A 23,084-nucleotide genomic window follows, 5' to 3' on the forward strand; every position below is an offset into this window, starting at 1 on the left:
GTCCGGTGTCCCCCTCTCCTCGAGCCCCCGCGCCCTGCCCCCGTGGCCCGCGGCACGGGGGGACCCCCAGCCCGCCGTGGAAGGCTTCGCATGTACTCCCTGCTGTTCAACCTGTTCTTCAAGCGCCTCGACCCCGAACAGGCCCACCACCTCGCCTTCGGTTGGATCCGGCTCGCCGCCCGGATCCCCGGTGTGCGCACCTTGGCCGCCGCCCTGCTCGCGCCGCGGCACCCCGCACTGCGCACCGAGGCGCTGGGCCGCCGGATGCACGGCCCCTTCGGGCTGGCGGCCGGCTTCGACAAGAACGCCGTCGGCATCGACGGGCTCACCATGCTCGGCTTCGACCACGTCGAGATCGGCACCGTCACCGCCCAGCCGCAGCCGGGCAACCCCAGGCAGCGGCTGTTCCGCCTGGTCGCCGACCGCGCCCTGATCAACCGCATGGGCTTCAACAACGAGGGCTCCGCCGCCGTCGCCGCGCGCCTGGCCGCCCGCAGGGCGGTCTTCCCGACCACGGTCGGCGTCAACATCGGCAAGACCAAGGTCGTCCCGGAGGAGGACGCGGTCGCCGACTACGTCACCTCCACCGAGCGGCTCGCCCGGCACGCGGACTACCTCGTCGTCAACGTCTCCTCGCCCAACACCCCCGGACTGCGGAACCTGCAGGCCGTCGACCACCTCCGGCCGCTGCTCAGCGCCGTCCGCGAGGCCGCCGACCGCACCGTGACCGATCGCCGCGTCCCCCTGCTGGTCAAGATCGCCCCGGACCTCGCCGACGAGGACGTGGACGCCGTCGCCGACCTGGCCCTCGAGCTCGGCCTGGACGGCATCATCGCCACCAACACCACCATCGCCCGCGACGGCCTCGGCCTGCGCTCGGACGCCTCACTGGTCAAGGAGACCGGCGGACTGTCCGGTGCCCCGCTCAAGGAACGCTCCCTGGAGGTGCTGCGCCGCCTGTACGCCCGCGTCGGCGACCGCATCACCCTCGTCGGCGTGGGCGGGGTCGAGAGCGCGGAGGACGTCTGGCAGCGCATCCTGGCCGGCGCCACCCTCGTGCAGGGCTACAGCGCCTTCGTCTACCGGGGTCCCTTCTGGTGCCGCACGATCCACCGGGACCTGGCCGGTCTGCTGCAGGCCAGCCCGTACGCCACCCTCGCCGACGCCGTCGGCGCCGAGACCCGGAAGGAAGCCACCCCGCGATGAACCCCGAGCCCTTCGGCGCCCGGTTGCGCCGCGCCATGGACACCCGTGGACCGCTCTGCGTCGGCATCGACCCGCACTCCTCCCTGCTCTCCGACTGGGGCCTGCAGGACGACGTCGCCGGACTGGAGCGCTTCACCCGCACCGTGGTGGAGGCGCTGGCCGACCGGGTCGCCGTCCTCAAGCCGCAGAGCGCCTTCTTCGAGCGCTTCGGCTCGCGCGGCATCGCCGTCCTGGAGACGGCCGTCGCCGAGGCCCGCGCGGCCGGTGCCCTGGTGCTGATGGACGCCAAGCGCGGCGACATCGGCTCCACCATGGCCGCGTACGCGGCCACCTACCTGGACCCCGCCTCGTCGCTGTTCTCGGACGCGGTCACCGTCAGCCCGTACCTGGGGTTCGGCTCGCTGCGCCCCGCCCTGGAAGCCGCCCGGGCGAGCGGCAGCGGCGTCTTCGTGCTCGCCCTGACCTCCAATCCGGAGGGCGCGGAGGTGCAGCGGTCAACCACGGCGAGCGGCGCGTCCCTCGCGCAGGTGATGCTGAACCACATCGCGGCGGAGAACGAGGGCGACCTGCCGCTCGGATCGGTCGGTGCGGTCGTCGGCGCGACGCTCGACCGGGCGGGTGTGGACCTGGCCGTGAACGGACCGCTGCTCGCCCCCGGCATCGGGGCCCAGGGCGCGACGGCGGCCGACCTTCCGCGGGTCTTCGGGGAGGCCGTGCGCAACGTCCTGCCGAGCGTCAGCCGCGGCGTGCTGAAGCTCGGACCGTCGGTCTCCGCACTGCGCGAAGCGGCGGAACGCGAGGCCGCACAGCTCGCCGAAGTCGTCAAGTAGCGGTCAAGACGTCCGGAAACCTGCGCAGATTTGTCCGAAAAGTCCTGGTCGGTTGACGCTGACCAGGACTTTTCTTCTTGTTTGCGCTGACTGACGCCGCTGGGGCCGCTAGTCTCCGTCGAGAGCGCGCAAGCTGCGCGTTTCACGTTGCCCCTGCAGGTGGGGGGCGACTAGGTTCCACACCGGTCCGTATCCGACAGTTCTACTTCCGAGGTGACGTAGGCGTGGCTCTTCCGCCCCTTACCCCTGAACAGCGCGCTGCCGCGCTCGAGAAGGCCGCCGCGGCTCGCCGGGAGCGCGCCGAGGTCAAGAATCGGCTCAAGCACTCCGGCGCCTCGCTGCACGAGGTCATCAAGCAGGGCCAGGAGAACGACGTCATCGGCAAGATGAAGGTCTCCGCCCTCCTGGAGTCCCTGCCCGGCGTGGGCAAGGTCCGCGCCAAGCAGATCATGGAGCGGCTCGGCATCTCCGAGAGCCGCCGGGTCCGTGGGCTCGGCTCCAACCAGATCGCATCCCTGGAGCGCGAGTTCGGCAGCCCCGCTGCCTGACGTTCCCAGCACCCTCCGGGAACCGGGATAATCGCTCCATGAGTGAACGTCCGCGGCTGACCGTGCTCTCCGGCCCCTCGGGGGTCGGCAAGAGCACGGTCGTCGCTCATATGCGCACAGTCCACCCCGAGGTGTGGCTCTCCGTCTCGGCCACCACCCGCAAGCCCCGCCCCGGTGAGGAGCACGGGGTGCACTACTACTTCGTCGAGAACGACGAGTTCGACAAGCTCGTCGCCAACGGCGAACTGCTGGAGTGGGCCGAGTTCGCGGGGAACCGGTACGGCACACCGCGCCAGGCGGTGCTGGAGCGCCTGGAGTCCGGCGAGCCGGTCCTGCTGGAGATCGACCTGCAGGGCGCCCGCCAGGTCCGGGAGTCGATGCCCGAGGCGCAACTGGTCTTCCTCGCGCCGCCGAGCTGGGACGAGCTGGTCCGCCGGCTCACCGGCCGGGGCACCGAGGCTCCCGAGGTCATCGAGCGCCGGCTGGAGGCCGCGCGGGTCGAGCTGGCGGCCGAGCCGGAGTTCGACACCACCCTGGTGAACACCTCCGTCGAGGACGTCGCGCGCGAGCTGCTAGCCTTGATGGCTGTAGTCTGATCTTTTTGCACCCAATCGGAAGGTAGAGCGTGTCCTCTTCCATCACCACGCCCGAGGGCATCATCAACCCGCCGATCGACGAGCTGCTCGAGGCAACCGACTCGAAGTACAGCCTCGTGATCTACGCGGCCAAGCGTGCCCGTCAGATCAACGCCTACTACTCGCAGCTCGGCGAGGGCCTGCTCGAGTACGTCGGTCCGCTCGTGGACACCCACGTGCACGAGAAGCCGCTGTCGATCGCCCTGCGCGAGATCAACGCGGGTCTGCTGACCTCCGAGGCCGTCGAGGGCCCCGCTCAGTAACCGCGCCCAGGTGTTTCACCACGGGCCCGGCGGCACGACCGCCGGGCCCGTGGTGTGTCATGGGTGGTACGCACCACGGTCCAACACAGCGCGGGAGAGGTCGATGGGGAAGCCACAGGTCGTCCTGGGTGTGAGCGGCGGGATCGCCGCCTACAAGGCGTGCGAGCTGCTGCGCCGGTTCACCGAGTCGGGCCACGACGTGCGCGTCGTGCCCACGGCCTCGGCGCTGCACTTCGTCGGAGAGGCCACCTGGTCGGCACTGTCGGGCAACCCCGTCTCGACCGAGGTGTGGGAGAGCGTCCACGAGGTGCCGCACGTGCGCATCGGACAGGGCGCGGACCTCGTCGTGGTCGCCCCCGCCACCGCCGACGTGCTCGCCAAGGCCGCCCACGGGCTCGCCGACGACCTGCTCACCAACACCCTGCTCACCGCGCGCTGTCCCGTGGTGTTCGTGCCCGCCATGCACACCGAGATGTGGGAGCACGCCGCCACCCAGGAGAACGTGGCGACGCTGCGCCGCCGCGGCGCCATCGTCCTCGAGCCCGCGGTCGGCCGCCTCACCGGCGTCGACACCGGCAAGGGCCGGCTGCCCGAGCCCGCCGAGATCTTCGAGGCCTGCCGCCGCGTGCTGCTGCGCGGCCCCCGGGCACTGGAGACCGACCTGGCCGGACGCCACGTCGTCATCAGCGCCGGCGGTACCCGCGAGCCCCTCGACCCCGTCCGCTACCTGGGCAACCGCTCGTCGGGCAAGCAGGGTTACGCGCTCGCCCGCACGGCCCTGGCCCGGGGCGCCAGGGTCACCCTGGTCTCCGCCAACACCGGCCTCGCCGACCCGGCGGGGGCGGACGTGGTGCGCGTGGGCACGGCGGTGCAGCTGCGCGAGGCCGTGCTGAAGGCCGCGTCCGACGCCGACGTGGTCGTGATGGCGGCCGCCGTCGCCGACTTCCGCCCGGCGCGCTACGCCGAGGGCAAGATCAAGAAGAAGGACGGCGAGGAGCCCGCACCCGTGGAACTGGTGCGCAACCCCGACGTGCTCGCCGAGCTTTCAGCCGAACGGCCGCACCCCGCCCAGATCGTCGTCGGCTTCGCCGCCGAGACCGATGACGTCCTCGCCAACGGTCGCGCCAAGCTTGCCCGCAAGGGCTGTGACCTGCTGGTCGTCAACGAGGTGGGGGACCACAAGGCCTTCGGCTCCGAGGAGAACGAGGCCGTCGTGCTCGGCGCCGACGGCAGCGAGACCGCCGTGCCGTACGGGCCCAAGGAGGCGCTGGCCGAGCAGGTCTGGGACCTGGTCGCCGCCCGCCTGCCTCGATGACACTTCGGGGCGGTACGTGTCCCCTACTGGCGTTCCGTCCCGAGGTGATGCACAGTGTCGCAGGTCACGGCATATCCAAGGTGCGAGATGCCGTGTCCCTGCGCATGGTCGACAGATAAACTGACCCATGGCCCGCCAGGCGCAGCCCTGCGCGAGCCGCCAATGATCAGCCAGCAGCCGCTGCAACCCCAGGGAGCGATGTGTCCCGCCGCCTGTTCACCTCGGAGTCCGTGACCGAGGGTCACCCCGACAAGATCGCTGACCAGATCAGCGACACGATCCTCGACGCGCTGCTCAAGGAGGACCCCTCCTCGCGCGTCGCCGTCGAGACGCTGATCACCACCGGTCTGGTGCACGTCGCCGGAGAGGTCACCACCAAGGGATACGCGGACATCGCGACCCTGGTGCGGAACAAGATCCTCGAGATCGGCTACGACTCGTCGAAGAAGGGCTTCGACGGCGCCTCCTGCGGTGTCTCGGTCTCCATCGGTGCGCAGTCCCCGGACATCGCGCAGGGCGTCGACACGGCGTACGAGAGCCGGGTCGAGGGCGATGACGACGAGCTCGACAAGCAGGGTGCGGGCGACCAGGGCCTGATGTTCGGCTACGCCTGCGACGAGACCCCCGAGCTGATGCCGCTCCCGATCACGCTGGCGCACCGGCTCTCCCGGCGGCTGTCCGAGGTCCGCAAGAACGGGACCATCCCCTACCTGCGCCCGGACGGCAAGACCCAGGTCACCATCGAGTACAACGGCGACAAGGCCGTGCGCCTCGACACCGTGGTGGTCTCCTCGCAGCACGCCAGCGACATCGACCTCGAGTCGCTGCTCGCGCCCGACATCCGCGAGTTCGTCGTGGAGCCGGAGCTGAAGGCGCTGCTCGACGACGGCATCAAGATCGACACCGATGGGTACCGGCTGCTGGTCAACCCCACCGGGCGCTTCGAGATCGGCGGCCCGATGGGCGACGCCGGCCTCACCGGCCGCAAGATCATCATCGACACCTACGGCGGCATGGCCCGCCACGGCGGCGGCGCCTTCTCGGGCAAGGACCCGTCCAAGGTCGACCGCTCCGCCGCCTACGCCATGCGCTGGGTCGCCAAGAACGTCGTCGCCGCGGGCCTCGCCTCGCGCTGCGAGGTCCAGGTCGCCTACGCGATCGGCAAGGCCGAGCCCGTCGGGCTGTTCGTGGAGACCTTCGGCACCCACACCGTGGACCACGAGAAGATCGAGCAGGCCATCGGCCAGGTCTTCGACCTCCGCCCGGCCGCGATCATCCGCGACCTCGACCTGCTGCGCCCGATCTACTCCCAGACCGCGGCGTACGGCCACTTCGGCCGCGAGCTGCCGGACTTCACCTGGGAGCGCACCGACCGCGTCGAGGCGCTGCGCCAGGCGGCCGGCTTCTAGGCCCTACCGTCGGGGGCGCGCCCGCCCCACGGCCTGACGACGGCCCCGGACCCCAGCGGTCCGGGGCCGTCGGCGTGCGCGGGGACACCTCCGGCGGCGTCCGGTGTCCGACGCGTCTGGTAACACTGAGGCTGTGAGCAGCGAGGACGACCGGCAGGTGTCCCCGGCGGCGGAGCCGCACGGGGGAGAGCAGCTCGCCCTCATCCGGGAGACCGTGCGCAAGGCCAAGGAGCCCCGCGCCAAGCCGCGGACCTGGCGGGGCGCGGCGCTGGCCGAGGGGCTGCCGGTGGCCCGCGTCCTGGTCGACAAGGGCCTGCTCCACCTCGACCAGTACTTCGACTACGCGGTGCCCGCCGCGATGGACGCCGAGGCGCGGCCCGGCGTGCGCGTCCGGGTGCGCTTCGGCGGCCGCGTGGGCAAGGGCGGCCGCCGCGAAGGCGGGGAGCTGCACGACGGCTTCATCGTGGACCGCCTCACCGAGAGCGACTACCGCGGCCCCCTCGCCCCGCTCGCCCAGGTCCTGTCCCCCGAGGAGGTGCTGACCCCCGGGCTGCTGCGGCTGTGCCGGGCCGTCGCCGACCGCTACGCGGGCGCCCTCGCCGACATCGTGCAGCTCGCGGTGCCACCGCGCCGGGCCAAGGTCGAGGCGGAGCCGGTACGGGAGCCACTGCCCGTTCCCGGCGCGCCCGAGCCCGGGCCGTGGCGGCGCTACCCGACCGGGCCGGCGTTCCTGCAGGCGCTGGCCCGCGGCGACACCCCGCGGGCGGTGTGGACGGCGCTGCCCGGGCCCCACTGGCCCGAGGAGATCGCCCGCGCCATGGCGGCGACGCTCGCCTCGGGACGCGGGGCGCTCGCCGTCGTACCGGACGGCCGCGCGGCCGCCCGCGTCGACGAGGCGCTGACCGCGATCGTCGGCGAGGGCCGCCATGTGCTGCTGACCGCCGACGCCGGGCCGGAGGAGCGGTACCGCCGCTGGCTGGCGGTGAGCCGGGGCAGCGTACGCGCCGTCGTCGGCACCCGGGCCGCGATGTTCGCGCCCGTGGCGGAGCTGGGGCTGGCCGTGCTCTGGGACGACGGCGACTCCAGCCACGCCGAGCAGCACGCACCGCAGCCGCACGCCCGGGACGTCCTGCTGCTGCGGGCCGCGGAGGAGCGGGCGGGCTTCCTGCTCGGCGGCCTCACCTGCACCGTGGAGGGCGCGCAGTTGGTCGACACCCAGTGGGCGCTGCCGCTGACCGCACCGCGCGAGCGGGTCCGGGCCGCCGCGCCCCTGGTCCGTACCGTCGGCGAGGGCGACGAGGCGCGGGACGCCGCGGCCCGCGCGGCGCGGCTGCCGTCGGTGGCGTGGCAGGTGACGCGGGACGCGCTGCAGCGCGGCCCGGTGCTGGTGCAGGTGCCCCGGCGGGGCTACGTGCCGCGGCTGGCCTGCGAGCGCTGCCGCGAGCCCGCCCGGTGCGCGCACTGCGCGGGACCGCTGCAGCTCGGCGACGGGGAGAGCGCGCCGCACTGCGGCTGGTGCGGGCGGCCCGAGGCGGCCTGGCACTGCAAGGAGTGCGGCGGCTTCCGGCTGCGCGCGCAGGTGGTCGGTGCCCGGCGCACCGCCGACGAGCTCGGCCGGGCCTTCCCCAAGGTGCCGGTGCGGACCTCCGGGCGGGACGGCGTACTGGCCTCGGTGCCGGGCACGCCCTCGCTGGTGATCTCGACCCCGGGCGCGGAACCGGTCGCGGAGGGCGGCTACGCCGCGGCGCTGCTGCTGGACGGCTGGGCCCTGCTCAACCGCCCGGACCTGCGGGCGGGGGAGGAGACCCTGCGCCGCTGGGCGGCCGCGGCGGCGTTGGTGCGCCCGGCCGGCGAGGGCGGCACGGTGGTCGTCATCGGAGAGCCCACGCTGCGTCCCGTGCAGGCCCTCGTCCGCTGGGACCCGGTCGGCCACGCGGTGCGCGAGCTGGCCGAACGCGCCGAGCTGGGCTTCCCCCCGGTCTCCCGGATGGCCGCCGTCAGCGGCCGCCCCGCCGCCGTCGCCGACCTGCTGGCCACGGTCCGGCTCCCGGAGGGCACCGACGTGCTCGGCCCGGTGCCGCTGCCGATCACCGATCCCGCGCGGCCCCGTCGTTCCGGGGACACCCCACCCGGAGAGCGCTGGGAGCGCGTGCTGCTGCGCGTGCCGCCGGGCAAGGGCTCCGCCCTGGCCGCCGCGCTGAAGTCCGCGCAGACCGCCCGCATCGCCCGCAAGGAGCCCGACCCGGTCCGGGTCCGCATCGACCCGCCCGACATCGGCTAGCGCCCGGGGCGGGGCGTAAGGCGTCGGCGATGGCGGCGCCGCGTCGCCGTCCGCGTGGGGAGCCCGCCCCCCGCGTGGCGCCCGGGGCGGGGCGTAAGGCGTCGGCGATGGCGGCGCCGCGTCGCCGTCCGCGTGGGGAGCCCGCCCCCCGCGTGGCGCCCGTGGCGGGAGTCGGCCGGTGGAGAGTGCGTCCTCGTCGGGTCGGCGCCGCGGGGTGTCTCCGGCCGATGGCGTCGCGTCGAGTCCGCGCAGACCGCCCCGGATCGGGCGCGGGGAGCATGACCTGGGTGAGCCCCGGTTGTGTGAGGCGGCCGGGTGGAGCGGGGGCCGCCCGGTAGTTGCGCCGCCCTGGCGGGCGTTGCACTCCGCGGGAGCGCTCGCATCAGCCGCTGCCGGCCGGACCCGGGTGGGGACCCGGCGGTGGGTGCGGGCGGAGAGAGCCGATCACCGGTGCCGGGCGGTCCTGCTGTTCGAGGGGCACCCATCGCGCGGGCCTGGGGAGTGCGCGCTGCCAGGTGTTCCGGTCGGCGATGGCGCCGCCTTGGCGGCCGCGTTGGCCGTACGCGGGAGCCCGGCCCGGGTGGCGCCCCCGTCCTGAGGGAGCGCCGCGGGGTGGCTGTGGCCGGGGAATTGCGCTTGACGCACCGTCCTAGGGTTCCGGGTATGACCAGCACGCTCCGTCTGGAGAAGATCACCCCCGACAACGTCGGCGCCGCGATCGCCCTGAAGGTCCGCCCCGACCAGGAACACCTGGTCGCGCCGGTCGTGAAGTCCCTCGCGGAGGCGTACGCGTACGGGGAGACGGCCTGGCCCCGGCTGATCGTCGACGGCGACCGGATCGTCGGTTTCCTGATGGCCTTCTTCGACATCGACTTCGCGGCCGACGGAACCGGCACCGACCTCCGCTCCGGTCTGTGGCGCCTCGCCGTCGCTGCGGGCGAACAGGGCCGTGGCTACGGCAGGTTCGCCGTCGAGTCCGTGGCGGCGGAGATCCTGCGCCGGGGCGGCACCCGGGTCACCACCACCTGGCATCCCGGCGAGGACGGCCCGGAACGTTTCTACCGGGGGCTCGGCTTCCGGCCCACAGGGGAGTCCAGCGGTGGCCAGACCGTGGGGGAGCTGGAGCTGGATCCGGCCCGGCTGCCCGCGGAGCACCGGCGGCCCTGACCGCGGTGCGTCCGTACCCGTACGCGCCCGTACGCGCCCGCCCCGGCGGCCGTCCTGTCGGCGTGGCGGGCGGCGGGGCGGGCGGGCCCGGGGAGCCGCAGGATCAGCCCGTGCGCGGGGAGGGGACCGCTCCGGGGACGGCCTCGTCGCGGGGGGCGGGGCCGGCGTGCGCGGGCATCGCGCGGGCCGCGGGCACGGAGGGCAGCACCGCCGGGGCCGGGGGATCGCCGTGCACCTCCGCCACGGCCGCTCCGGGCGGCGCCGAGCGCCGGTTGCCGTACCGCCGGTGGACGGCCTGCTTGGTGACGCCCAGCGCGGAGCCGACGGCGTCCCAGCTGAAGCCCAGGGAGCGGTCGAACTCGACGGCCGCGGTCACCAGGGTCTCGACGCTGTCCCGCAGCTCCTGGGCGAGCCGGACGGTGGGAGCGGGGGCGCGGCCGTAGACCACGAATCCCGCGGACGGCCCGCCGCGGCGGGGACGGTAGACGTTGCCCAGCTGGGTGGTGAGGGTGCGCAGCGCGTCGACCTGTCGGCGGACCCGCTCGATGTCCCGCACCAGCAGGTGAAGGCTCGCCCTGGCCTGGGCGTCATGAGTTGCGTGTTCGGGCATCAACTGGCCTCTCGAACCGGCTCTTGTGGGTCAAACTCCATTGACCAACGCGCCAGACTCCCGTGGAGTCACGCATCGGGGGCGCATCGCACCCTTCGGGGGGCGTGCGCAGGGGTGCGCGCCCCCACCCCACCGGCCCATAGACTGGGGCGGTTGCCCTGTCCCCGTCCGACCACGGAGCCACCGCGTGTCCATCCAGCCGATCCGCCTCTTCGGCGACCCCGTGCTGCGCATGACGGCGCAGCCCGTGACCGTCTTCGACAAAGAGCTGCGCACCCTCGTCAAGGACCTCGAGGAGACCATGAAGGACGCCCCCGGCGCAGGCCTGGCGGCTCCTCAGATCGGCGTCTCGCTGCGGGTGTTCACCTACCACGTCGACGGCGAGCTGGGCCATCTGGTCAACCCGGACCTCAGTCTGAGCGAGGAGGAGCAGGACGGCCCCGAGGGCTGCCTGTCCCTGCCCGGGCTGCGCTTCGACACCAAGCGGGCCCACGGCGTCGTCGCCCGGGGCTTCAACATGCACGGCGACCCGGTGACCATCGAGGGCACCCAGTTGCTCGCCCGCTGCATCCAGCACGAGACCGACCACCTCGACGGCATCATCTTCATCGACCGCCTCGACCGCGAGCAGCGCAAGGCCGCGATGAAGGCGATACGCGAGGCCGAGTGGGCCGGTCAGCCCGCGCCCCAGGTCCGCGTCTCCCCGCACAGCACCTTCGGCCGCGCACTGTAGGGCCGCGCACTGCAGAAAGGCACCCCGCACGCATGAGGCTCGTCTTCGCCGGCACCCCCGAGGTCGCCGTTCCCGCCCTCGACGCCCTGATCGCCTCCGGCCGGCACGAGGTCGTCGCCGTCGTCACCCGGCCGGACGCCACCGCGGGGCGCGGCCGCAAGCTCGTCGCCAGCCCGGTGGCCCAGCGCGCGGAGGAGGCCGGCATCGAGGTCCTCAAGCCCGCCAAGCCCCGCGACGAGGACTTCCTCGCCCGGCTCCGGGAGATCGCCCCCGACTGCTGCCCGGTCGTGGCCTACGGCGCGCTGCTGCCCCGCGTCGCCCTCGACGTGCCCGCCCACGGCTGGGTCAACCTGCACTTCTCCCTGCTCCCCGCCTGGCGCGGCGCCGCCCCGGTGCAGCACGCCGTCATGGCGGGCGACGAGGTCACCGGGGCCGCGACCTTCCTCATCGAGGAGGGCCTGGACTCCGGGCCGGTGTACGGCGTCGTCACCGAGGACGTCCGGCCCCGCGACACCAGTGGCGACCTGCTCACCCGGCTCTCGCACAGCGGTGCGAAACTGCTCTCGGCCACCATGGACGGCATCGAGGACGGCGCGCTGGTCGCCCGGCCGCAGCCCGCCGAGGGCGTCAGCCTGGCGCCCAAGATCACCGTCGACGACGCCCAGGTCGACTGGAACGCCCCGGCGCTGCGGGTGGACCGGCTGGTCCGGGGCTGCACGCCGGCGCCCGGTGCCTGGACCCTGTTCGGTGGCGAGCGCCTCAAGGTCGGCCCCGTCACCCTGCTGCCCGAGCGCACCGACCTGGCGCCCGGCGAGCTGGAGGTCACCAAGCGCGCCGTGTACGTGGGCACCGGCAGCCACGCCGTGGAGCTCGGCGAGGTGCGTCCGCAGGGCAAGAAGCCGATGCCCGCCGCCGACTGGGCGCGCGGCGTCCGCGTCCCCTCCGGCGACCGGCTCGGCGCCTGACCGCGTCTGCCACGTACGCTCGAAGCGGGGCGCACCGCGTCCCGCCGTACCACCGACACTTCCGGAGCACCTTCCACGTGAGCGAACCGTCACGACGCCGACCGCAGCCCGCCGCCCGTCAGGGCCGCACCCAGGGCAGGCCCCCGCAAGGCGGCCGGCCCTACCGCAAGCCCCAGCGCGACCCCGTGCGCATCCTGGCGTTCGAGGCGCTGAGGGCGGTCGACGAGCGCGACGCCTACGCCAACCTCGTCCTGCCCTCGCTGCTGCGCGAGGCCGAGGCCGAGGCGGCACGCAAGGGCCGGGAGTTCGACCGGCGCGACGCGGCGCTCGCCACCGAGCTGGTCTACGGCACCCTGCGCCGTCAGGGCACGTACGACGCCGTGATCGCGGCGTGCGTCGACCGGCCGCTGCGCGAGGTCGACCCGCCCGTGCTGGACGTGCTGTCGCTCGGCGCCCACCAGCTGCTGGGCACCCGCATCCCCAGCCACGCCGCCGTCTCCGCCACCGTCGAGCTGGCCCGGGTGGTCCTCGGCGACGGGCGTGCGAAGTTCGTCAACGCGGTGCTGCGCCGGATCGCCGCACAGGAGCTCGACGCCTGGCTGGACGAGGTGGCGCCGCCCTACGACGAGGACCCCGAGGACCACCTCGCCGTCGTCCACTCGCACCCGCGCTGGATCGTCTCGGCCCTGTGGGACGCCCTCGGCGGCGGCCGCGCGGGCATGGAGGAACTGCTCGCGGCCGACAACGAGCGCCCGGAGGTCACCCTCGTCGCGCGCCCCGGCCGCGCCACCCCGCAGGAGCTCGCCGATGCGCTTCCCGCGGACGCCACGCTCCCCGGCCGCTGGTCCCCGTGGGCGGTCCGGCTCGCCGAGGGCGGCGACCCCGCCGCCATCGAGGCGGTGCGCGAGGGCCGCGCCGGTGTCCAGGACGAGGGCAGCCAGCTCGTCGCCGCCGCCCTGGCCGCGGCCCCGCTCGGCGACGGCCCCGACCGGCTCTGGCTGGACGGCTGCGCCGGCCCCGGCGGCAAGGCGGCCCTGCTCGGCGCGCTCGCCGCCGAACGCGGTGCGGCCCTGGTCGCCTCAGAGAAGCAGCTGCACCGGGCCCGGCTGGTGGCCCGCGCCCTGGCCGGCAACCCCGGGCCGTTCGAGGTGATCGTTGCCGACGGCACCCGGCCCGCCTGGCGCCCGGGCGCCTTCGACCGTGTCCTGGTCGACGTGCCCTGCACCGGCCTCGGCGCCCTGCGCCGCCGCCCCGAGGCGCGCTGGCGCCGGCGCGCCGAGGACGTCCCGGGCTTCGCGCCCCTGCAGCGCGGCCTGCTGGAGTCCGCGCTGCGCGCGGTGCGCGTCGGCGGGGTCGTCGGTTACGCGACCTGCTCCCCGCATCCGGCCGAGACCCGTGCCGTCGTGGAGGACGTCCTCGGCCAGCCGGGGGCCGTCCCCGCCGAATGGGTCGACGCCCGCCCCCTCATGCCCGGGGTCCACGACCTCGGCGAGGGCCCCGACGTCCAGCTCTGGCCCCACCTGCACGGCACCGACGCGATGTACCTCGCCCTGCTGCGCCGCACCGCGGAATGACCGCGCGGGTGCGGCCCGGACGTCCGGGCCGCACCCGCGCGGCGGAGGCTCAGCAGTAGAGGTTGGCACCCTGGCTGACGCCCAGGATCGCCGTGAACTGCTGGTACTTGCTCACCCGGCTCTGCACCTGCGCCGGGTTGCGGCCGTCGCACTCCAGGGACCCGTTGATGGAGCGGATCGTCTGGCCGAAGCCTGCCTGGTTCACCATGGCGTTGTGCGGGGTCATGGTGCCGGGGCCGCTCTGGGTGTTCCAGTACCAAAGGCCCGTGCGCCAGGCCACGGCCGCGTCCTGCTCCACGCGCCAGGGGTTGCCCAGCAGGTCGATGCCGAGGGCGTCGCCGGCCGCCTTGTAGTTGAAGTTCCAGCTGAGCTGGATCGGACCGCGGCCGTAGTACGCGGCCTGGCCGGCCGGGCAGCCGTAGGGCTGGCCCCAGTCGCAGTAGTGCGGGTAGTTGGCCGTGTTCTGCTCGACCACGTACACCAGGCCGCCCGTCTCGTGGCTGACGTTGGCGAGGAAGGCGGCGGCCTCCTGCCTCTTCACGGTGTCGCTGCCGGAGTTGGCGAAGCCCGGGTAGGAGCTCAGGGCCGCGACCAGGCCGCTGTAGGTGTAGAAGCCGTTGCGGCCCGGGAACATCTGGTTGAACTGGGCCTCGCTGACGACGAATCCGGACGGGTTCGTGCCGCCACCGCCGCTCGCGGGGGCGTTCCACTTCTGGTTCGCCCCGCCGGTGCAGGTCCAGATCTGCAGCCGGGTGCCGTTGGCGGAGTTGTTCTCCCGGACGTCCAGGCACTTGTTGGCGGCGGGGTTGACGATGTCGCGCGCAGCGGTGACGACCCACTGCTGGTTGGCACTGCCCGCGCAGTCCCACAACTGGACCGCGGCCCCGTCGGCGGTGCCGCGGTCGACGACGTCGAGGCACTTGCCGAGCGCGCGCAGCGTGCCGTCGCCGGGGTTGGACCAGCGCTGGGCGTTGGTCCCGTTGCAGTCGTAGAGCTGTACGGCGGTGCCGTTGGCGCTGTTGGCCGCGGCGACGTCGACGCACTTGCCCGCCAGGCCGCTGATCTGGCCGTCCGCCGCGCGGGCGGTCGGCGTCGCGACGAACAAGGTGGCCAGGAGCGCCGCGAGGACGGCGAACACCGCGGACGGGCCCAGGACGGTACGCCCTGCGGGGAGCCGTCCGGCGAGGGACGTGGACATGGGGGAGTCGCTCCTTACCCGGCCGGAGGCCGCGGTCGTGGGGGAGGGAGCTTGGCGGGGGGTGCTCCGCACGGCGGGCACGGGCCTTTCCGAGGAGGTCACGCACGGGCGCGGCGCGGCGTGCGTCGTGTCCGGGGCGGCGTGAACTTCCCTGCTGCGCCGTCCCGTTGAGCCCAGCTAGGTCTAGACCATGCCAGGGTGACGGGGTCACGTCAAGGCATGAAGGAACGGGCGGGCCCGGCCCCCGCGCCGCCACGACACACCCCTGTCCTGCGCCCCCGGCCCCAGCGGCGAGAATCATCCTGGAACGGCAGGCCCCGAACCACTGATCCGGCAGGACGCGCGCCGCGCGGCCGCCGGCAGCCGGGCCGTACAGGAAGGAACGACCGCGATGCCCGCGGAGAGCAACTGGGGCGGCAACGTCGCCTTCACCGCACGAAGCCTCCACCACCCCGAGTCCGTCACCGAGCTGCAAGAGATCGTCGCCCGGTCCCCACGGGTGCGCGCCCTCGGGACCCGGCACTCCTTCAGCACCGTCGCCGACACCGACGGCGATCACGTCTCGACCTCGCGGCTGCCCGCCGTGGTCGACGTCGACCGCACCGCCCGCACCGCCACGGTCGCCTCGGGGCTGCGCTTCGGCGAGATCGTCCGCACGATCGACGAGGCGGGTCTGGCGCTGCACAACCTCGGCTCCCTGCCGCACATCTCCGTCGCCGGCGCGTGCGCCACCGGCACGCACGGTTCCGGCACCGGCCGGCGCAGCCTGGCCGGCGCGGTCAGCGCGCTGACCATGGTCACCGCCGACGGCGGGCTCGCCGAGATCCGTCGCGGCGATCCCGACTTCGACGGCTCCGTCGTCGCCCTGGGCGCCCTGGGCGTCGTGACCGGGCTGACCCTCGACCTCGTCCCGTCCTTCGCCGTGCGCCAGACCGTCTACGAGGACATGCCGAAGGAGGAGTTCCTCGGGAACTTCGACACGGTGATGTCGGCGGGGTACAGCGTGTCGGTCTTCACCCGCTGGCGTGACCGTGCCGTCGACCAGATGTGGCTCAAGGAGCGGGTCGACGCCGACGGGGCGGAGCCCGTACCGCGGACGTGGTTCGGGGCCACCGCGGCCGACGGGCCACGGCACCCGATCCCGGGGATGCCCGGCACGCACTGCACCCCGCAGCAGGGCCTGGCAGGCCCCTGGTACGAGCGGTTGCCCCACTTCCGCCTGGAGTTCACCCCGAGCAGCGGCGAGGAGATCCAGTCGGAGTTCTTCGTCGACCGGCGCGACGCGGTGGCGGCGTTCGAGGCCCTGTGGCGGGTACGGGAGCGGTTCTCGTCCGAAGTGCTGATCGGCGAGATCCGTACCGTGGCGGCCGACTCCCTCTGGCTCAGCCCCGCCCACGGACGCGACAGCGTCGCCTTCCACTTCACCTGGACCCCGGACGTCGCGGCGGTGACGCGGGCGGTCCAGGTCGTCGAGGAAGCCCTGCGCCCCTTCTCCGCCCGCCCGCACTGGGGCAAGCTCTTCACCCCGTCGCCCGCCGCCCTGCGCGAGCTCTACCCGCGCTACGACGACTTCCGGCAGCTCGCCGCCCGGTTCGACCCCTCAGGGGTCTTCCGCAACGCCTTCATGCGCGCGCACTTCCCGGACTGACCGGGCGTTCGCGCGCGGAGCGTCGCTGACGTGCCGCACGCCGGGGGCGGTCATAGACTGACCGCGGTCGAAATGTCCTGTACGAGAGGGTTGGGCATCATGTCCAAGCGAGGCAACAAGCGGCGCGCCCGGAAGAAGAAGGGCGCCAACCACGGCAAGCGTCCCAACGCGTGACACCCGTCGTGCCGCAGTGACCGCCCGCGCCCGGCGCGGGCGGTCACTGCTGTCCGGCGGACGTCACGCACCGGCGTGCGGGGCGGCGGGCGCGGCCGGTTCCTCGGCCGGAGCCCCGGAGCGGGGGCGGTCCAGGTGGCTCGGCCACCACACGCGGTGCCGCAGGTCGAGGGTGAGCGCGGTCACCAGCACCGACCGCACGACCAAGGTGTCCAGCAGGACGCCGAAGGCCACCGCGAAGCCGATCTCCGCGAAGCCCACGACGGGCAGTGTCGCCAGGGCCGCGAACGTGCCGGCGAGCACCAGGCCCGCGGAGGTGATGACACCGCCGGTCGCCGCGAGGCCGGTGAGGGTTCCCTCGCGGGTCCCGGACAGCGCGCTCTCCTCGCGGATCCGCGTCATCAGGAAGATGTTGTAGTCGATGCCCAGCGCCACCAGGAACACGAAGACGAACAGCGGGAAGGCCGTGTCCTCGCCCTGGAAGCCGAAGACGTGCCGGAAGGCGAGCACGCTGACGCCGAGCGCGGCGGCGAAGGAGAGCACCACGGTCGCGATGAGCACCAGCGGGGCGGTGAGGGCCCGCAGCAGGATGCCCAGGATCACCAGCACGACGACGAGGATCATGGGGATGAGCAGCTCGTTGTCGTGCGCCGCGGCGCGGCCCGCGTCGAGCAGTGCCGCCGTACCGCCGCCGACCTTGGCGTCGGCACCCGGCACGGCGTGCAGAGTCCCGCGGGCGCGGTCCACGGTGTCCTCGGCGGCCTGGCTGTCGGCCGGGTCGGTGAGCGTTGCCTCCAGGTAGACCCGGCCGTCCTTCTGCGCGGGCGCGCCCTTCGGTACGACCGCGGAGCCCGGTGCGACACCCTCGACGCCGTCGAGCGCGGCCTTGACCTGCTCCGCCGCACCCGCGTCGGCGATCACCACCAGCGGCTGTCCGGAGCCGGCGGGGAAGTAGCGGGACTCGACCTGCTGGCCGATGACGGAGTCGGGGGTCCCGGTGAAGCTCTGGGCGTTGCTCAGGCCCGCCGCCTCCAGACCGATCACGCCCAGCGAGAGCGCGGCCAGCACGGCGGCGGTGCCCACCCACACCGTGCGCGGCCGGCGGTCGATGCGGCGGCCCACCCGGGACCACACCCCGTTCCGGGTGGGCTCGGCGGAACCGGCGTGCGGGACGGCGGGCCAGAACACCCAGCGGCCCACGACGACCAGCAGGGCGGGGAAGAGCGTCAGCATGGCGGCCAGGCCGATGACGACGCCGACGGCGGCGACCGGCCCGAGCCCGGAGGTCGAGTTCATCTCGGCGGCCAGCAGGCACAGCATGCTCACCGCGACCGTGGCGGCACTGGCGACGATCGCAGGCCCCGCCCGGTGCAGGGCCTGCGCCATGGCCTCGTGGCGGTCCTCGTGGCGGCGCAGTTCCTCGCGGTAGCGGGCCACCAGCAGCAGCGCGTAGTCCGTGCCGGCGCCGAACACCAGGACGGTGAGGATGCCCGCGCTCTGCGCGTTGACGACGAGGTCGGCGTGCTCGGCCAGCAGGTAGACCGCCGCCTGCGCCGTGAACAGCGCCCCGACGACCGAGACGACCGGCAGCAGGATGAGGGTGACGCTGCGGTAGGTCAGCAGCAGGATGACGACGACCACGGCGAGCGCGCTGTACAGCAGGGTGCCGTCGATGCCCTCGAAGGCCTTGGCGGAGTCGGCCGCGAAGCCACCCGGTCCGGTGATGTGCACCTCGAGGCCGCCGGTGCCGTCGCCGGTGACGGCGCGGATGCCGGCGACCGCGTCCGCGATGCCCGTCCAGCCGCCCTCGTCCACGCCGATGGGGACGATGAGCTGCGCGGCGCGCGGGCCGGCGGCGCGTTCCTCGTACACCGGGCCGACGGTGCGGCCGCCGAAGACGCCGTGCCCGGTCATCCGCCGTATCTGCGCGGCGTCCTGACCGACCGTCGCACGGTCCTCGTCGGTCAGTCCGCCGGGGCGCGCGTAGACCACGACGGCGGGGGCGGTGTCGGGCAGGAACCGCTTCTGCAGTTCCAGGACCTGGGTGGACTCCGCGTTGCCCGGCAGCCAGGAGGAGGAGTCGTTCTGCTGCGCGCCGGTGAGCTTCTGGGCCAGCGGCGCCACCGCCACCAGAAGGACCAGCCAGAGCGCGAGCACGACCCATTTGCCGCGCCGGCCGCAGACCAGGACCGCCCAGCCGTGTGGAGCCTTCACACCCGCCACCTCCGCCTCGCCAAGGCGTCCCCCGAGGAGTGCTCCCGATCCGCACAGCATCCCACGCCCGGACGGGGCGTGCGGGGAGGTTTTCCACAGCCGTCCGCCCGGTGCGCGGGGAAGCGCCCGGCACCGCCATACTGGGACCATGGCCGTGCAGATCAACCCCAGTATTCTCTCCGCCGACTTCGCGCGCCTCGCCGACGAGGCGCGGGCCGTCGAAGGCGCGGACTGGCTCCACGTCGACGTGATGGACAATCACTTCGTCCCCAACCTGACGCTCGGCGTGCCGGTCGTGGAGTCCCTCCACAAGGCGACCAAGACCCCGCTCGACTGCCATCTGATGATCGCCGATCCGGACCGCTGGGCCCCGGCCTACGTCGAGGCGGGCGCGGGTTCCGTCACCTTCCACGTCGAGGCGGCCGCCGCGCCGGTGCGCCTGGCCCGGGAGATCCGCGCCAAGGGCGCGCGGGCCTCGATGGCGCTCAGGCCGGCGACGCCGGTCGAGCCGTACGAGGACCTGCTGCCCGAGCTCGACATGCTGCTGATCATGACCGTGGAGCCGGGCTTCGGCGGTCAGGCCTTCCTCGACATCATGCTGCCCAAGATCCGGCGCGCCCGGAAGCTGATCGACAAGCACGGGCTGGACCTGTGGCTGCAGGTCGACGGGGGAGTCTCGGCCGCCACCATCGAGCGCTGCGCCGAGGCCGGAGCGGACGTCTTCGTGGCCGGTTCGGCCGTCTACGGATCCGAGGACCCGGCCGAGGCGGTACGGGGGCTGCGCAAGCAGGCGGCGGCGGCCTGCGCGCACTGACCACTGAGTGGGCAGCGTGCTCCGGTACTCCGGAGTACGTGCGAGGATGAGCGCGGAGCCGATCAGATGGGCAACTGGGGAGAGAACGTGACCACAGGCCGCACAGGGGTGCGCATGGGCCCCGGCGAGATGGTCCAGGCGGCGGCGATGGCCCGCCGCTTCTACCTGGAGGGAAAATCCAAGATCCAGATCGCCGAGGAGTTCGGCGTGAGCCGCTTCAAGGTGGCGCGGGTCCTGGAGACGGCCCTCGAACGTGACCTCGTGCGCATCGAGATCAGGGTCCCCGCCGAGCTCGACGCCGAACGCTCCGACGCCCTGCGCGCCCGCTACGGGCTGCGGCACGCCGTCGTCGTCGAGTCGCCCGCCGACGAGACCGACGGCCCCGACCCGGAGAACCTGGGCGCCGTCGCCGCGCAGCTGCTCGGTGAGCTGGTCAGCGAGGGTGACGTGCTCGGCCTCGCCTGGGGGCGCTCCATCATCACCATGGCCAACGCCCTCGACCGGCTGCCGCCGTGCACGGTCGTCCAGCTCACCGGCGTGTACGACGCCGGCACCGCCGACCGCGGCTCGGTCGAGGCGGTCCGCACCGCCGCGGCCGTCTCCGGCGGCGAGGCCCACCCGATGTACGCCCCCATGGTGCTGCCCGACCCGGCGACGGCCGCGGCGCTGCGCGCCCAGAGCGGCATCGCGGCCGCCATGAGCTACTTCGACAAGGTCACCGTGGCCGTGGTCTCGATCGGCTCCTGGGCGGCCGGCATCTCCACCGTCCACGACGCCCTGACCGACGCCGAGCGGGAGCACTACGCCTCCCTCGGCGTCGCCGCGGAGATGTCCTCGCACCTCTTCGACGCCGAGGGCCTGCTGGTCGGCCGTGACCTGGGCGAGCGCTGCATCACGATCGAGGCGGACCGGCTGCGCCGCATCCCCGAGGTGCTCGCCATCGCCGGCGGGCTGCGCAAGGCCGCCGCGGTCGACGCCGTGCTCCGGTCCGGTCTGGTCACCAGCATCGTGACGGACACCGCCGCCGCCGACTACCTGCTGGACTCCACCACGCCCATGCCGCGGCCCGCCCTCGACCGCGCGGACCCCGAGGCGCTCCGCGAGCTCTAATCCACCGCCCCACCGCCCACCGTCCGCTCGCGCGCCCTGCGCGGCGGGCACCGCGGGCTGTGGCAGCATCGCGGCATGCCGACCGGCCCCGTCCGCCGTGCCACCGTGATCGCCCTCGCCCTGCTGGGCTGCCTCGCGCTGCTGCTCACCGGCTGCTCCCCGCCCGCCACCGAACCCGTCGGGGCGCTGCCCACGGTGGCCGTCACGAGCCTGCCGCCCGAGGCCCGCGAGACGCTCCGGCTGATCGACGCGGGCGGCCCCTTCCCGTACGCGAAGGACGGCACCGTCTTCGGCAACATCGAGGGCCTGCTGCCCGCGCACCCGCGCGGCTACTACCACGAGTACACCGTCCCGACCCCGGGGACGAGCGACCGTGGCGCCCGGCGCTTCGTCACCGGATCCGGCGGGGAGGTCTACTACACCGACGACCACTACCAGAGCTTCAGGGCGGTCCGCAGATGACGGCAACGACGGTGCTGGACCTGCACGGGGTCACCACCAAGAGCGCGTTCATGGAGCGCTGCGCCGAGCAGTTGCGGCTGCCCGGCTGGTTCGGCCGCAACTGGGACGCCCTGTACGACTGCCTCACCGACCTGCCCGACCCCGCGCGGGGCGGGCTCCGCCTGGTCGTCCGCGGCTGGCCCGACTTCGCGGCGGCCGAACCGGAGCAGTGGCGGACCGCGCGCCGGGTCCTCGCGGACGCCGCCGCCTTCCACGACCCGGCCGTGCTCCCCTTCGAGGTCGTCCTGGAGGAACCTACGAGCGACCCTTCGTGAGCGCCAGAGTTTCCTCCGTGTTCGTTCCGGCCCGGTCCGTGCAAAAATGAAGTACGTGCGTTTCCTCAATGATGCAAAGCCTCCGTACGACCTGACGTACGACGACGTGTTCATGGTCCCCAGCCGCTCGGCGGTGGGTTCCCGCCAAGCGGTCGACCTCTCGGCCCCGGACGGCACCGGCACCACCATCCCGCTCGTGGTCGCCAACATGACCGCGATCGCCGGCCGCCGCATGGCCGAGACCGTCGCCCGGCGCGGAGGTCTGGTGGTCATCCCCCAGGACATCCCGATCGATGTGATCGCCGAGGTGATCACCTGGGTGAAGCAGCGGCACCTCGTGCTCGACACCCCGATCGTGCTCGGCCCGCACGCCACCGTCGCCGACGCCCTGGCGCTGCTGCCCAAGCGGGCGCACGGTGCCGCCGTCGTCGTCGAGGACGGCCGTCCGGTCGGCATCGTCACCGAGCACGACCTCACCGGTGTGGACCGCTTCACCCAGGTCTCCGTGGTGATGTCCAAGGACCTCCTGCTGCTGCCCGCGGACATCGACCCGCGCGAGGCCTTCAACCGCCTGGAGGAGGCCAACCGCAAGCTCGCCCCCGCGGTGGACGCCGACGGCAGGCTGGCCGGGATCCTCACCCGCAAGGCAGCGCTGCGCGCCACCCTCTACACCCCCGCCACCGACGCCGGCGGGCGGCTGCGCATCGCCGCCGCCGTCGGCATCAACGGCGACGTGGCGGGCAAGGCCAAGCAGCTGCTCGACGCGGGAGTCGACACGCTCGTCGTCGACACCGCCCACGGTCACCAGGAGAGCATGATCCAGGCCGTGAAGGCCGTCCGCGCCCTGGACCCGCAGGTGCCGGTCGTGGCCGGCAACGTGGTCTCCGCCGAGGGCGTGCGCGACCTGATCGAGGCTGGTGCCGACATCGTCAAGGTCGGCGTGGGCCCGGGCGCCATGTGCACCACCCGCATGATGACCGGCGTGGGCCGGCCGCAGTTCTCCGCCGTCATGGAGTGCGCCGCCGAGGCCGCCCGGTACGGCAAGCACGTCTGGGCCGACGGTGGCGTCCGGCACCCGCGCGACGTCGCCATGGCGCTCGCCGCCGGCGCGTCCAACGTCATGATCGGCTCCTGGTTCGCGGGCACCTACGAGTCGCCCGGCGACCTGCAGCAGACCGCCGACGGCCGGCCGTACAAGGAGAGCTTCGGCATGGCCTCCGCCCGCGCCGTGGCCAACCGCACGAGCGAGGAGTCCGCCTACGACCGCGCCCGCAAGGGGCTGTTCGAGGAGGGCATCTCCACCTCGCGGATGTTCCTCGACCCGGGCCGCCCGGGTGTCGAGGACCTCATCGACTCGATCATCGCGGGCGTCCGCAGCTCCTGCACCTACGCCGGGGCCGCCAACCTCGCCGAGTTCGCCGAGAAGGCCGTCGTCGGCATCCAGAGCGCCGCCGGCTACGCCGAGGGCAAGCCGCTGCACGCCAGCTGGCAGTAGCCGGCACCGCTGCCCGGGTGCCCCCGTCCGCTTCCGCGGACGGGGGCACCCGCGTTCCCGCCTCGACGCGATCACCCGGGAGTGCTCCGCCGGGGTGGACGGCGGTCGGCCTCGTAGTC

At 73.7% G+C, this 23,084-nt stretch carries 22 protein-coding genes; 19 read left to right on the plus strand and 3 right to left on the minus strand.

The features are described from left to right. Positions 1–90: 90 nt before the first annotated feature. From ACFYYN_RS17735 to ACFYYN_RS17775, 9 genes are all read left to right on the plus strand, one after another. Positions 91–1,206 carry a quinone-dependent dihydroorotate dehydrogenase gene (locus tag ACFYYN_RS17735; RefSeq protein ID WP_500546528.1) on the plus strand — a complete coding sequence of 372 codons (1,116 nt, stop codon included), beginning with the start codon at positions 91–93 and terminating at the stop codon, positions 1,204–1,206. Next, positions 1,203–2,036 (plus strand): orotidine-5'-phosphate decarboxylase, encoded by an 834-nt coding sequence (gene pyrF / locus ACFYYN_RS17740; protein WP_500546529.1) that lies wholly within the window; start codon positions 1,203–1,205, stop codon positions 2,034–2,036. The genes ACFYYN_RS17735 and pyrF overlap by 4 nt, the downstream gene beginning before the upstream one ends. Before the next feature lie 224 nt (positions 2,037–2,260). Further along, complete coding sequence (locus ACFYYN_RS17745) at positions 2,261–2,584, plus strand: integration host factor (RefSeq protein ID WP_018564176.1); 324 nt, start codon at positions 2,261–2,263, stop codon at positions 2,582–2,584. 38 nt (positions 2,585–2,622) lie between these two features. After that, positions 2,623–3,180 carry a guanylate kinase gene (gene gmk, locus ACFYYN_RS17750; RefSeq protein WP_500546530.1) on the plus strand — a complete coding sequence of 186 codons (558 nt, stop codon included), beginning with the start codon at positions 2,623–2,625 and terminating at the stop codon, positions 3,178–3,180. A 29-nt stretch (positions 3,181–3,209) separates the two neighbouring features. Continuing rightward, entirely contained in the window at positions 3,210–3,482 is a 273-nt protein-coding gene (gene rpoZ / locus ACFYYN_RS17755) for a DNA-directed RNA polymerase subunit omega (RefSeq protein ID WP_030610454.1), read from the plus strand. A gap of 103 nt (positions 3,483–3,585) precedes the next feature. After that, the gene (gene coaBC / locus ACFYYN_RS17760; RefSeq protein ID WP_500546531.1) at positions 3,586–4,797 is read left to right on the plus strand and encodes a bifunctional phosphopantothenoylcysteine decarboxylase/phosphopantothenate--cysteine ligase CoaBC; all 1,212 of its coding nucleotides are present in this window, start codon (positions 3,586–3,588) and stop codon (positions 4,795–4,797) included. A 200-nt stretch (positions 4,798–4,997) separates the two neighbouring features. After that, the gene (gene metK / locus ACFYYN_RS17765) at positions 4,998–6,206 is read left to right on the plus strand and encodes a methionine adenosyltransferase (protein WP_500324407.1); all 1,209 of its coding nucleotides are present in this window, start codon (positions 4,998–5,000) and stop codon (positions 6,204–6,206) included. Between the two features lie 133 nt (positions 6,207–6,339). Next, positions 6,340–8,487: a primosomal protein N' gene (locus tag ACFYYN_RS17770; RefSeq protein ID WP_500546532.1), complete on the plus strand. Its 2,148-nt coding sequence runs from the start codon at positions 6,340–6,342 to the stop codon at positions 8,485–8,487. Between the two features lie 663 nt (positions 8,488–9,150). Further along, positions 9,151–9,654 carry a GNAT family N-acetyltransferase gene (locus tag ACFYYN_RS17775; protein WP_500546533.1) on the plus strand — a complete coding sequence of 168 codons (504 nt, stop codon included), beginning with the start codon at positions 9,151–9,153 and terminating at the stop codon, positions 9,652–9,654. A 103-nt stretch (positions 9,655–9,757) separates the two neighbouring features. On the opposite strand, the gene ACFYYN_RS17780 is transcribed toward ACFYYN_RS17775, so the two are convergent. Further along, complete coding sequence (locus ACFYYN_RS17780; RefSeq protein ID WP_500324404.1) at positions 9,758–10,264, minus strand: hypothetical protein; 507 nt, start codon at positions 10,262–10,264, stop codon at positions 9,758–9,760. 187 nt (positions 10,265–10,451) lie between these two features. On the opposite strand from ACFYYN_RS17780, the gene def reads away from it, so the two are divergent. The 3 genes from def to ACFYYN_RS17795 all read left to right on the plus strand — a co-directional run bounded on the left by def (position 10,452) and on the right by ACFYYN_RS17795 (position 13,536). Beyond that, a complete protein-coding gene (def, locus tag ACFYYN_RS17785; RefSeq protein WP_500324403.1) occupies positions 10,452–10,997 on the plus strand; it encodes a peptide deformylase in 546 nt (181 codons plus the stop codon). Positions 10,998–11,029: 32 nt separating this feature from the next. Next, a complete protein-coding gene (fmt, locus tag ACFYYN_RS17790; protein ID WP_500546534.1) occupies positions 11,030–11,962 on the plus strand; it encodes a methionyl-tRNA formyltransferase in 933 nt (310 codons plus the stop codon). 77 nt (positions 11,963–12,039) lie between these two features. Continuing rightward, complete coding sequence (locus tag ACFYYN_RS17795) at positions 12,040–13,536, plus strand: RsmB/NOP family class I SAM-dependent RNA methyltransferase (RefSeq protein ID WP_500324401.1); 1,497 nt, start codon at positions 12,040–12,042, stop codon at positions 13,534–13,536. Between the two features lie 49 nt (positions 13,537–13,585). Here ACFYYN_RS17795 and ACFYYN_RS17800 read toward each other — a convergent pair whose 3' ends face one another. Continuing rightward, positions 13,586–14,734 carry a glycoside hydrolase family 19 protein gene (locus ACFYYN_RS17800; protein ID WP_500324400.1) on the minus strand — a complete coding sequence of 383 codons (1,149 nt, stop codon included), beginning with the start codon at positions 14,732–14,734 and terminating at the stop codon, positions 13,586–13,588. A 391-nt stretch (positions 14,735–15,125) separates the two neighbouring features. Between ACFYYN_RS17800 and ACFYYN_RS17805 the strand changes: the two genes are divergently transcribed. Further along, positions 15,126–16,382 carry a D-arabinono-1,4-lactone oxidase gene (locus ACFYYN_RS17805; RefSeq protein WP_500546535.1) on the plus strand — a complete coding sequence of 419 codons (1,257 nt, stop codon included), beginning with the start codon at positions 15,126–15,128 and terminating at the stop codon, positions 16,380–16,382. A 99-nt stretch (positions 16,383–16,481) separates the two neighbouring features. Continuing rightward, positions 16,482–16,556 carry a 50S ribosomal protein bL37 gene (locus ACFYYN_RS17810; protein WP_373297613.1) on the plus strand — a complete coding sequence of 25 codons (75 nt, stop codon included), beginning with the start codon at positions 16,482–16,484 and terminating at the stop codon, positions 16,554–16,556. Positions 16,557–16,619: 63 nt separating this feature from the next. Here the strand turns inward: ACFYYN_RS17810 and ACFYYN_RS17815 are convergent, their stop codons facing one another. Beyond that, positions 16,620–18,770 (minus strand): MMPL family transporter, encoded by a 2,151-nt coding sequence (locus ACFYYN_RS17815; RefSeq protein WP_500546536.1) that lies wholly within the window; start codon positions 18,768–18,770, stop codon positions 16,620–16,622. Between the two features lie 148 nt (positions 18,771–18,918). Here ACFYYN_RS17815 and rpe point away from each other — a divergent pair, with 148 nt between their 5' ends. The 5 genes from rpe (at position 18,919) to ACFYYN_RS17840 (ending at position 22,965) form a co-directional block, all read left to right on the plus strand. Continuing rightward, positions 18,919–19,584, plus strand: a complete 666-nt coding sequence (rpe, locus tag ACFYYN_RS17820) for a ribulose-phosphate 3-epimerase (RefSeq protein ID WP_500546537.1) — start codon at positions 18,919–18,921, stop codon at positions 19,582–19,584. 66 nt (positions 19,585–19,650) lie between these two features. Continuing rightward, complete coding sequence (locus ACFYYN_RS17825) at positions 19,651–20,694, plus strand: sugar-binding transcriptional regulator (protein ID WP_500546538.1); 1,044 nt, start codon at positions 19,651–19,653, stop codon at positions 20,692–20,694. Between the two features lie 75 nt (positions 20,695–20,769). Further along, complete coding sequence (locus ACFYYN_RS17830) at positions 20,770–21,156, plus strand: guanyl-specific ribonuclease (RefSeq protein WP_500546539.1); 387 nt, start codon at positions 20,770–20,772, stop codon at positions 21,154–21,156. Further along, on the plus strand, positions 21,153–21,470 hold the full coding sequence (locus ACFYYN_RS17835) for a barstar family protein (protein ID WP_500546540.1): 318 nt from the start codon (positions 21,153–21,155) through the stop codon (positions 21,468–21,470). Before ACFYYN_RS17830 ends, ACFYYN_RS17835 begins: the two co-directional genes overlap by 4 nt. A gap of 46 nt (positions 21,471–21,516) precedes the next feature. Further along, positions 21,517–22,965, plus strand: coding sequence for a GuaB1 family IMP dehydrogenase-related protein (locus ACFYYN_RS17840; RefSeq protein WP_500546541.1), 1,449 nt, complete (start codon positions 21,517–21,519; stop codon positions 22,963–22,965). The last annotated feature ends 119 nt before the right edge of the window (positions 22,966–23,084 follow it).

The sequence above is a fragment of the Streptomyces sp. NPDC001902 genome, assembly GCF_042891295.1.
In the GTDB taxonomy this organism is placed as follows: domain Bacteria; phylum Actinomycetota; class Actinomycetes; order Streptomycetales; family Streptomycetaceae; genus Actinacidiphila.

Coding starts and splice junctions, on each gene's coding strand:
- ACFYYN_RS17835 (WP_500546540.1), top strand. CDS start 21,153: ATGACGGCAACGACGGTGCTGGACCTGCACGGGGTCACCACCAAGAGC.
- fmt (WP_500546534.1), top strand. CDS start 11,030: ATGAGGCTCGTCTTCGCCGGCACCCCCGAGGTCGCCGTTCCCGCCCTC.
- ACFYYN_RS17840 (WP_500546541.1), top strand. CDS start 21,517: ATGAAGTACGTGCGTTTCCTCAATGATGCAAAGCCTCCGTACGACCTG.
- coaBC (WP_500546531.1), top strand. CDS start 3,586: ATGGGGAAGCCACAGGTCGTCCTGGGTGTGAGCGGCGGGATCGCCGCC.
- ACFYYN_RS17775 (WP_500546533.1), top strand. CDS start 9,151: ATGACCAGCACGCTCCGTCTGGAGAAGATCACCCCCGACAACGTCGGC.
- pyrF (WP_500546529.1), top strand. CDS start 1,203: ATGAACCCCGAGCCCTTCGGCGCCCGGTTGCGCCGCGCCATGGACACC.
- ACFYYN_RS17735 (WP_500546528.1), top strand. CDS start 91: ATGTACTCCCTGCTGTTCAACCTGTTCTTCAAGCGCCTCGACCCCGAA.
- ACFYYN_RS17800 (WP_500324400.1), bottom strand. CDS start 14,734: ATGTCCACGTCCCTCGCCGGACGGCTCCCCGCAGGGCGTACCGTCCTG.
- rpe (WP_500546537.1), top strand. CDS start 18,919: ATGGCCGTGCAGATCAACCCCAGTATTCTCTCCGCCGACTTCGCGCGC.
- gmk (WP_500546530.1), top strand. CDS start 2,623: ATGAGTGAACGTCCGCGGCTGACCGTGCTCTCCGGCCCCTCGGGGGTC.
- ACFYYN_RS17830 (WP_500546539.1), top strand. CDS start 20,770: ATGCCGACCGGCCCCGTCCGCCGTGCCACCGTGATCGCCCTCGCCCTG.
- ACFYYN_RS17825 (WP_500546538.1), top strand. CDS start 19,651: ATGGGCAACTGGGGAGAGAACGTGACCACAGGCCGCACAGGGGTGCGC.
- ACFYYN_RS17805 (WP_500546535.1), top strand. CDS start 15,126: ATGCCCGCGGAGAGCAACTGGGGCGGCAACGTCGCCTTCACCGCACGA.
- ACFYYN_RS17780 (WP_500324404.1), bottom strand. CDS start 10,264: ATGCCCGAACACGCAACTCATGACGCCCAGGCCAGGGCGAGCCTTCAC.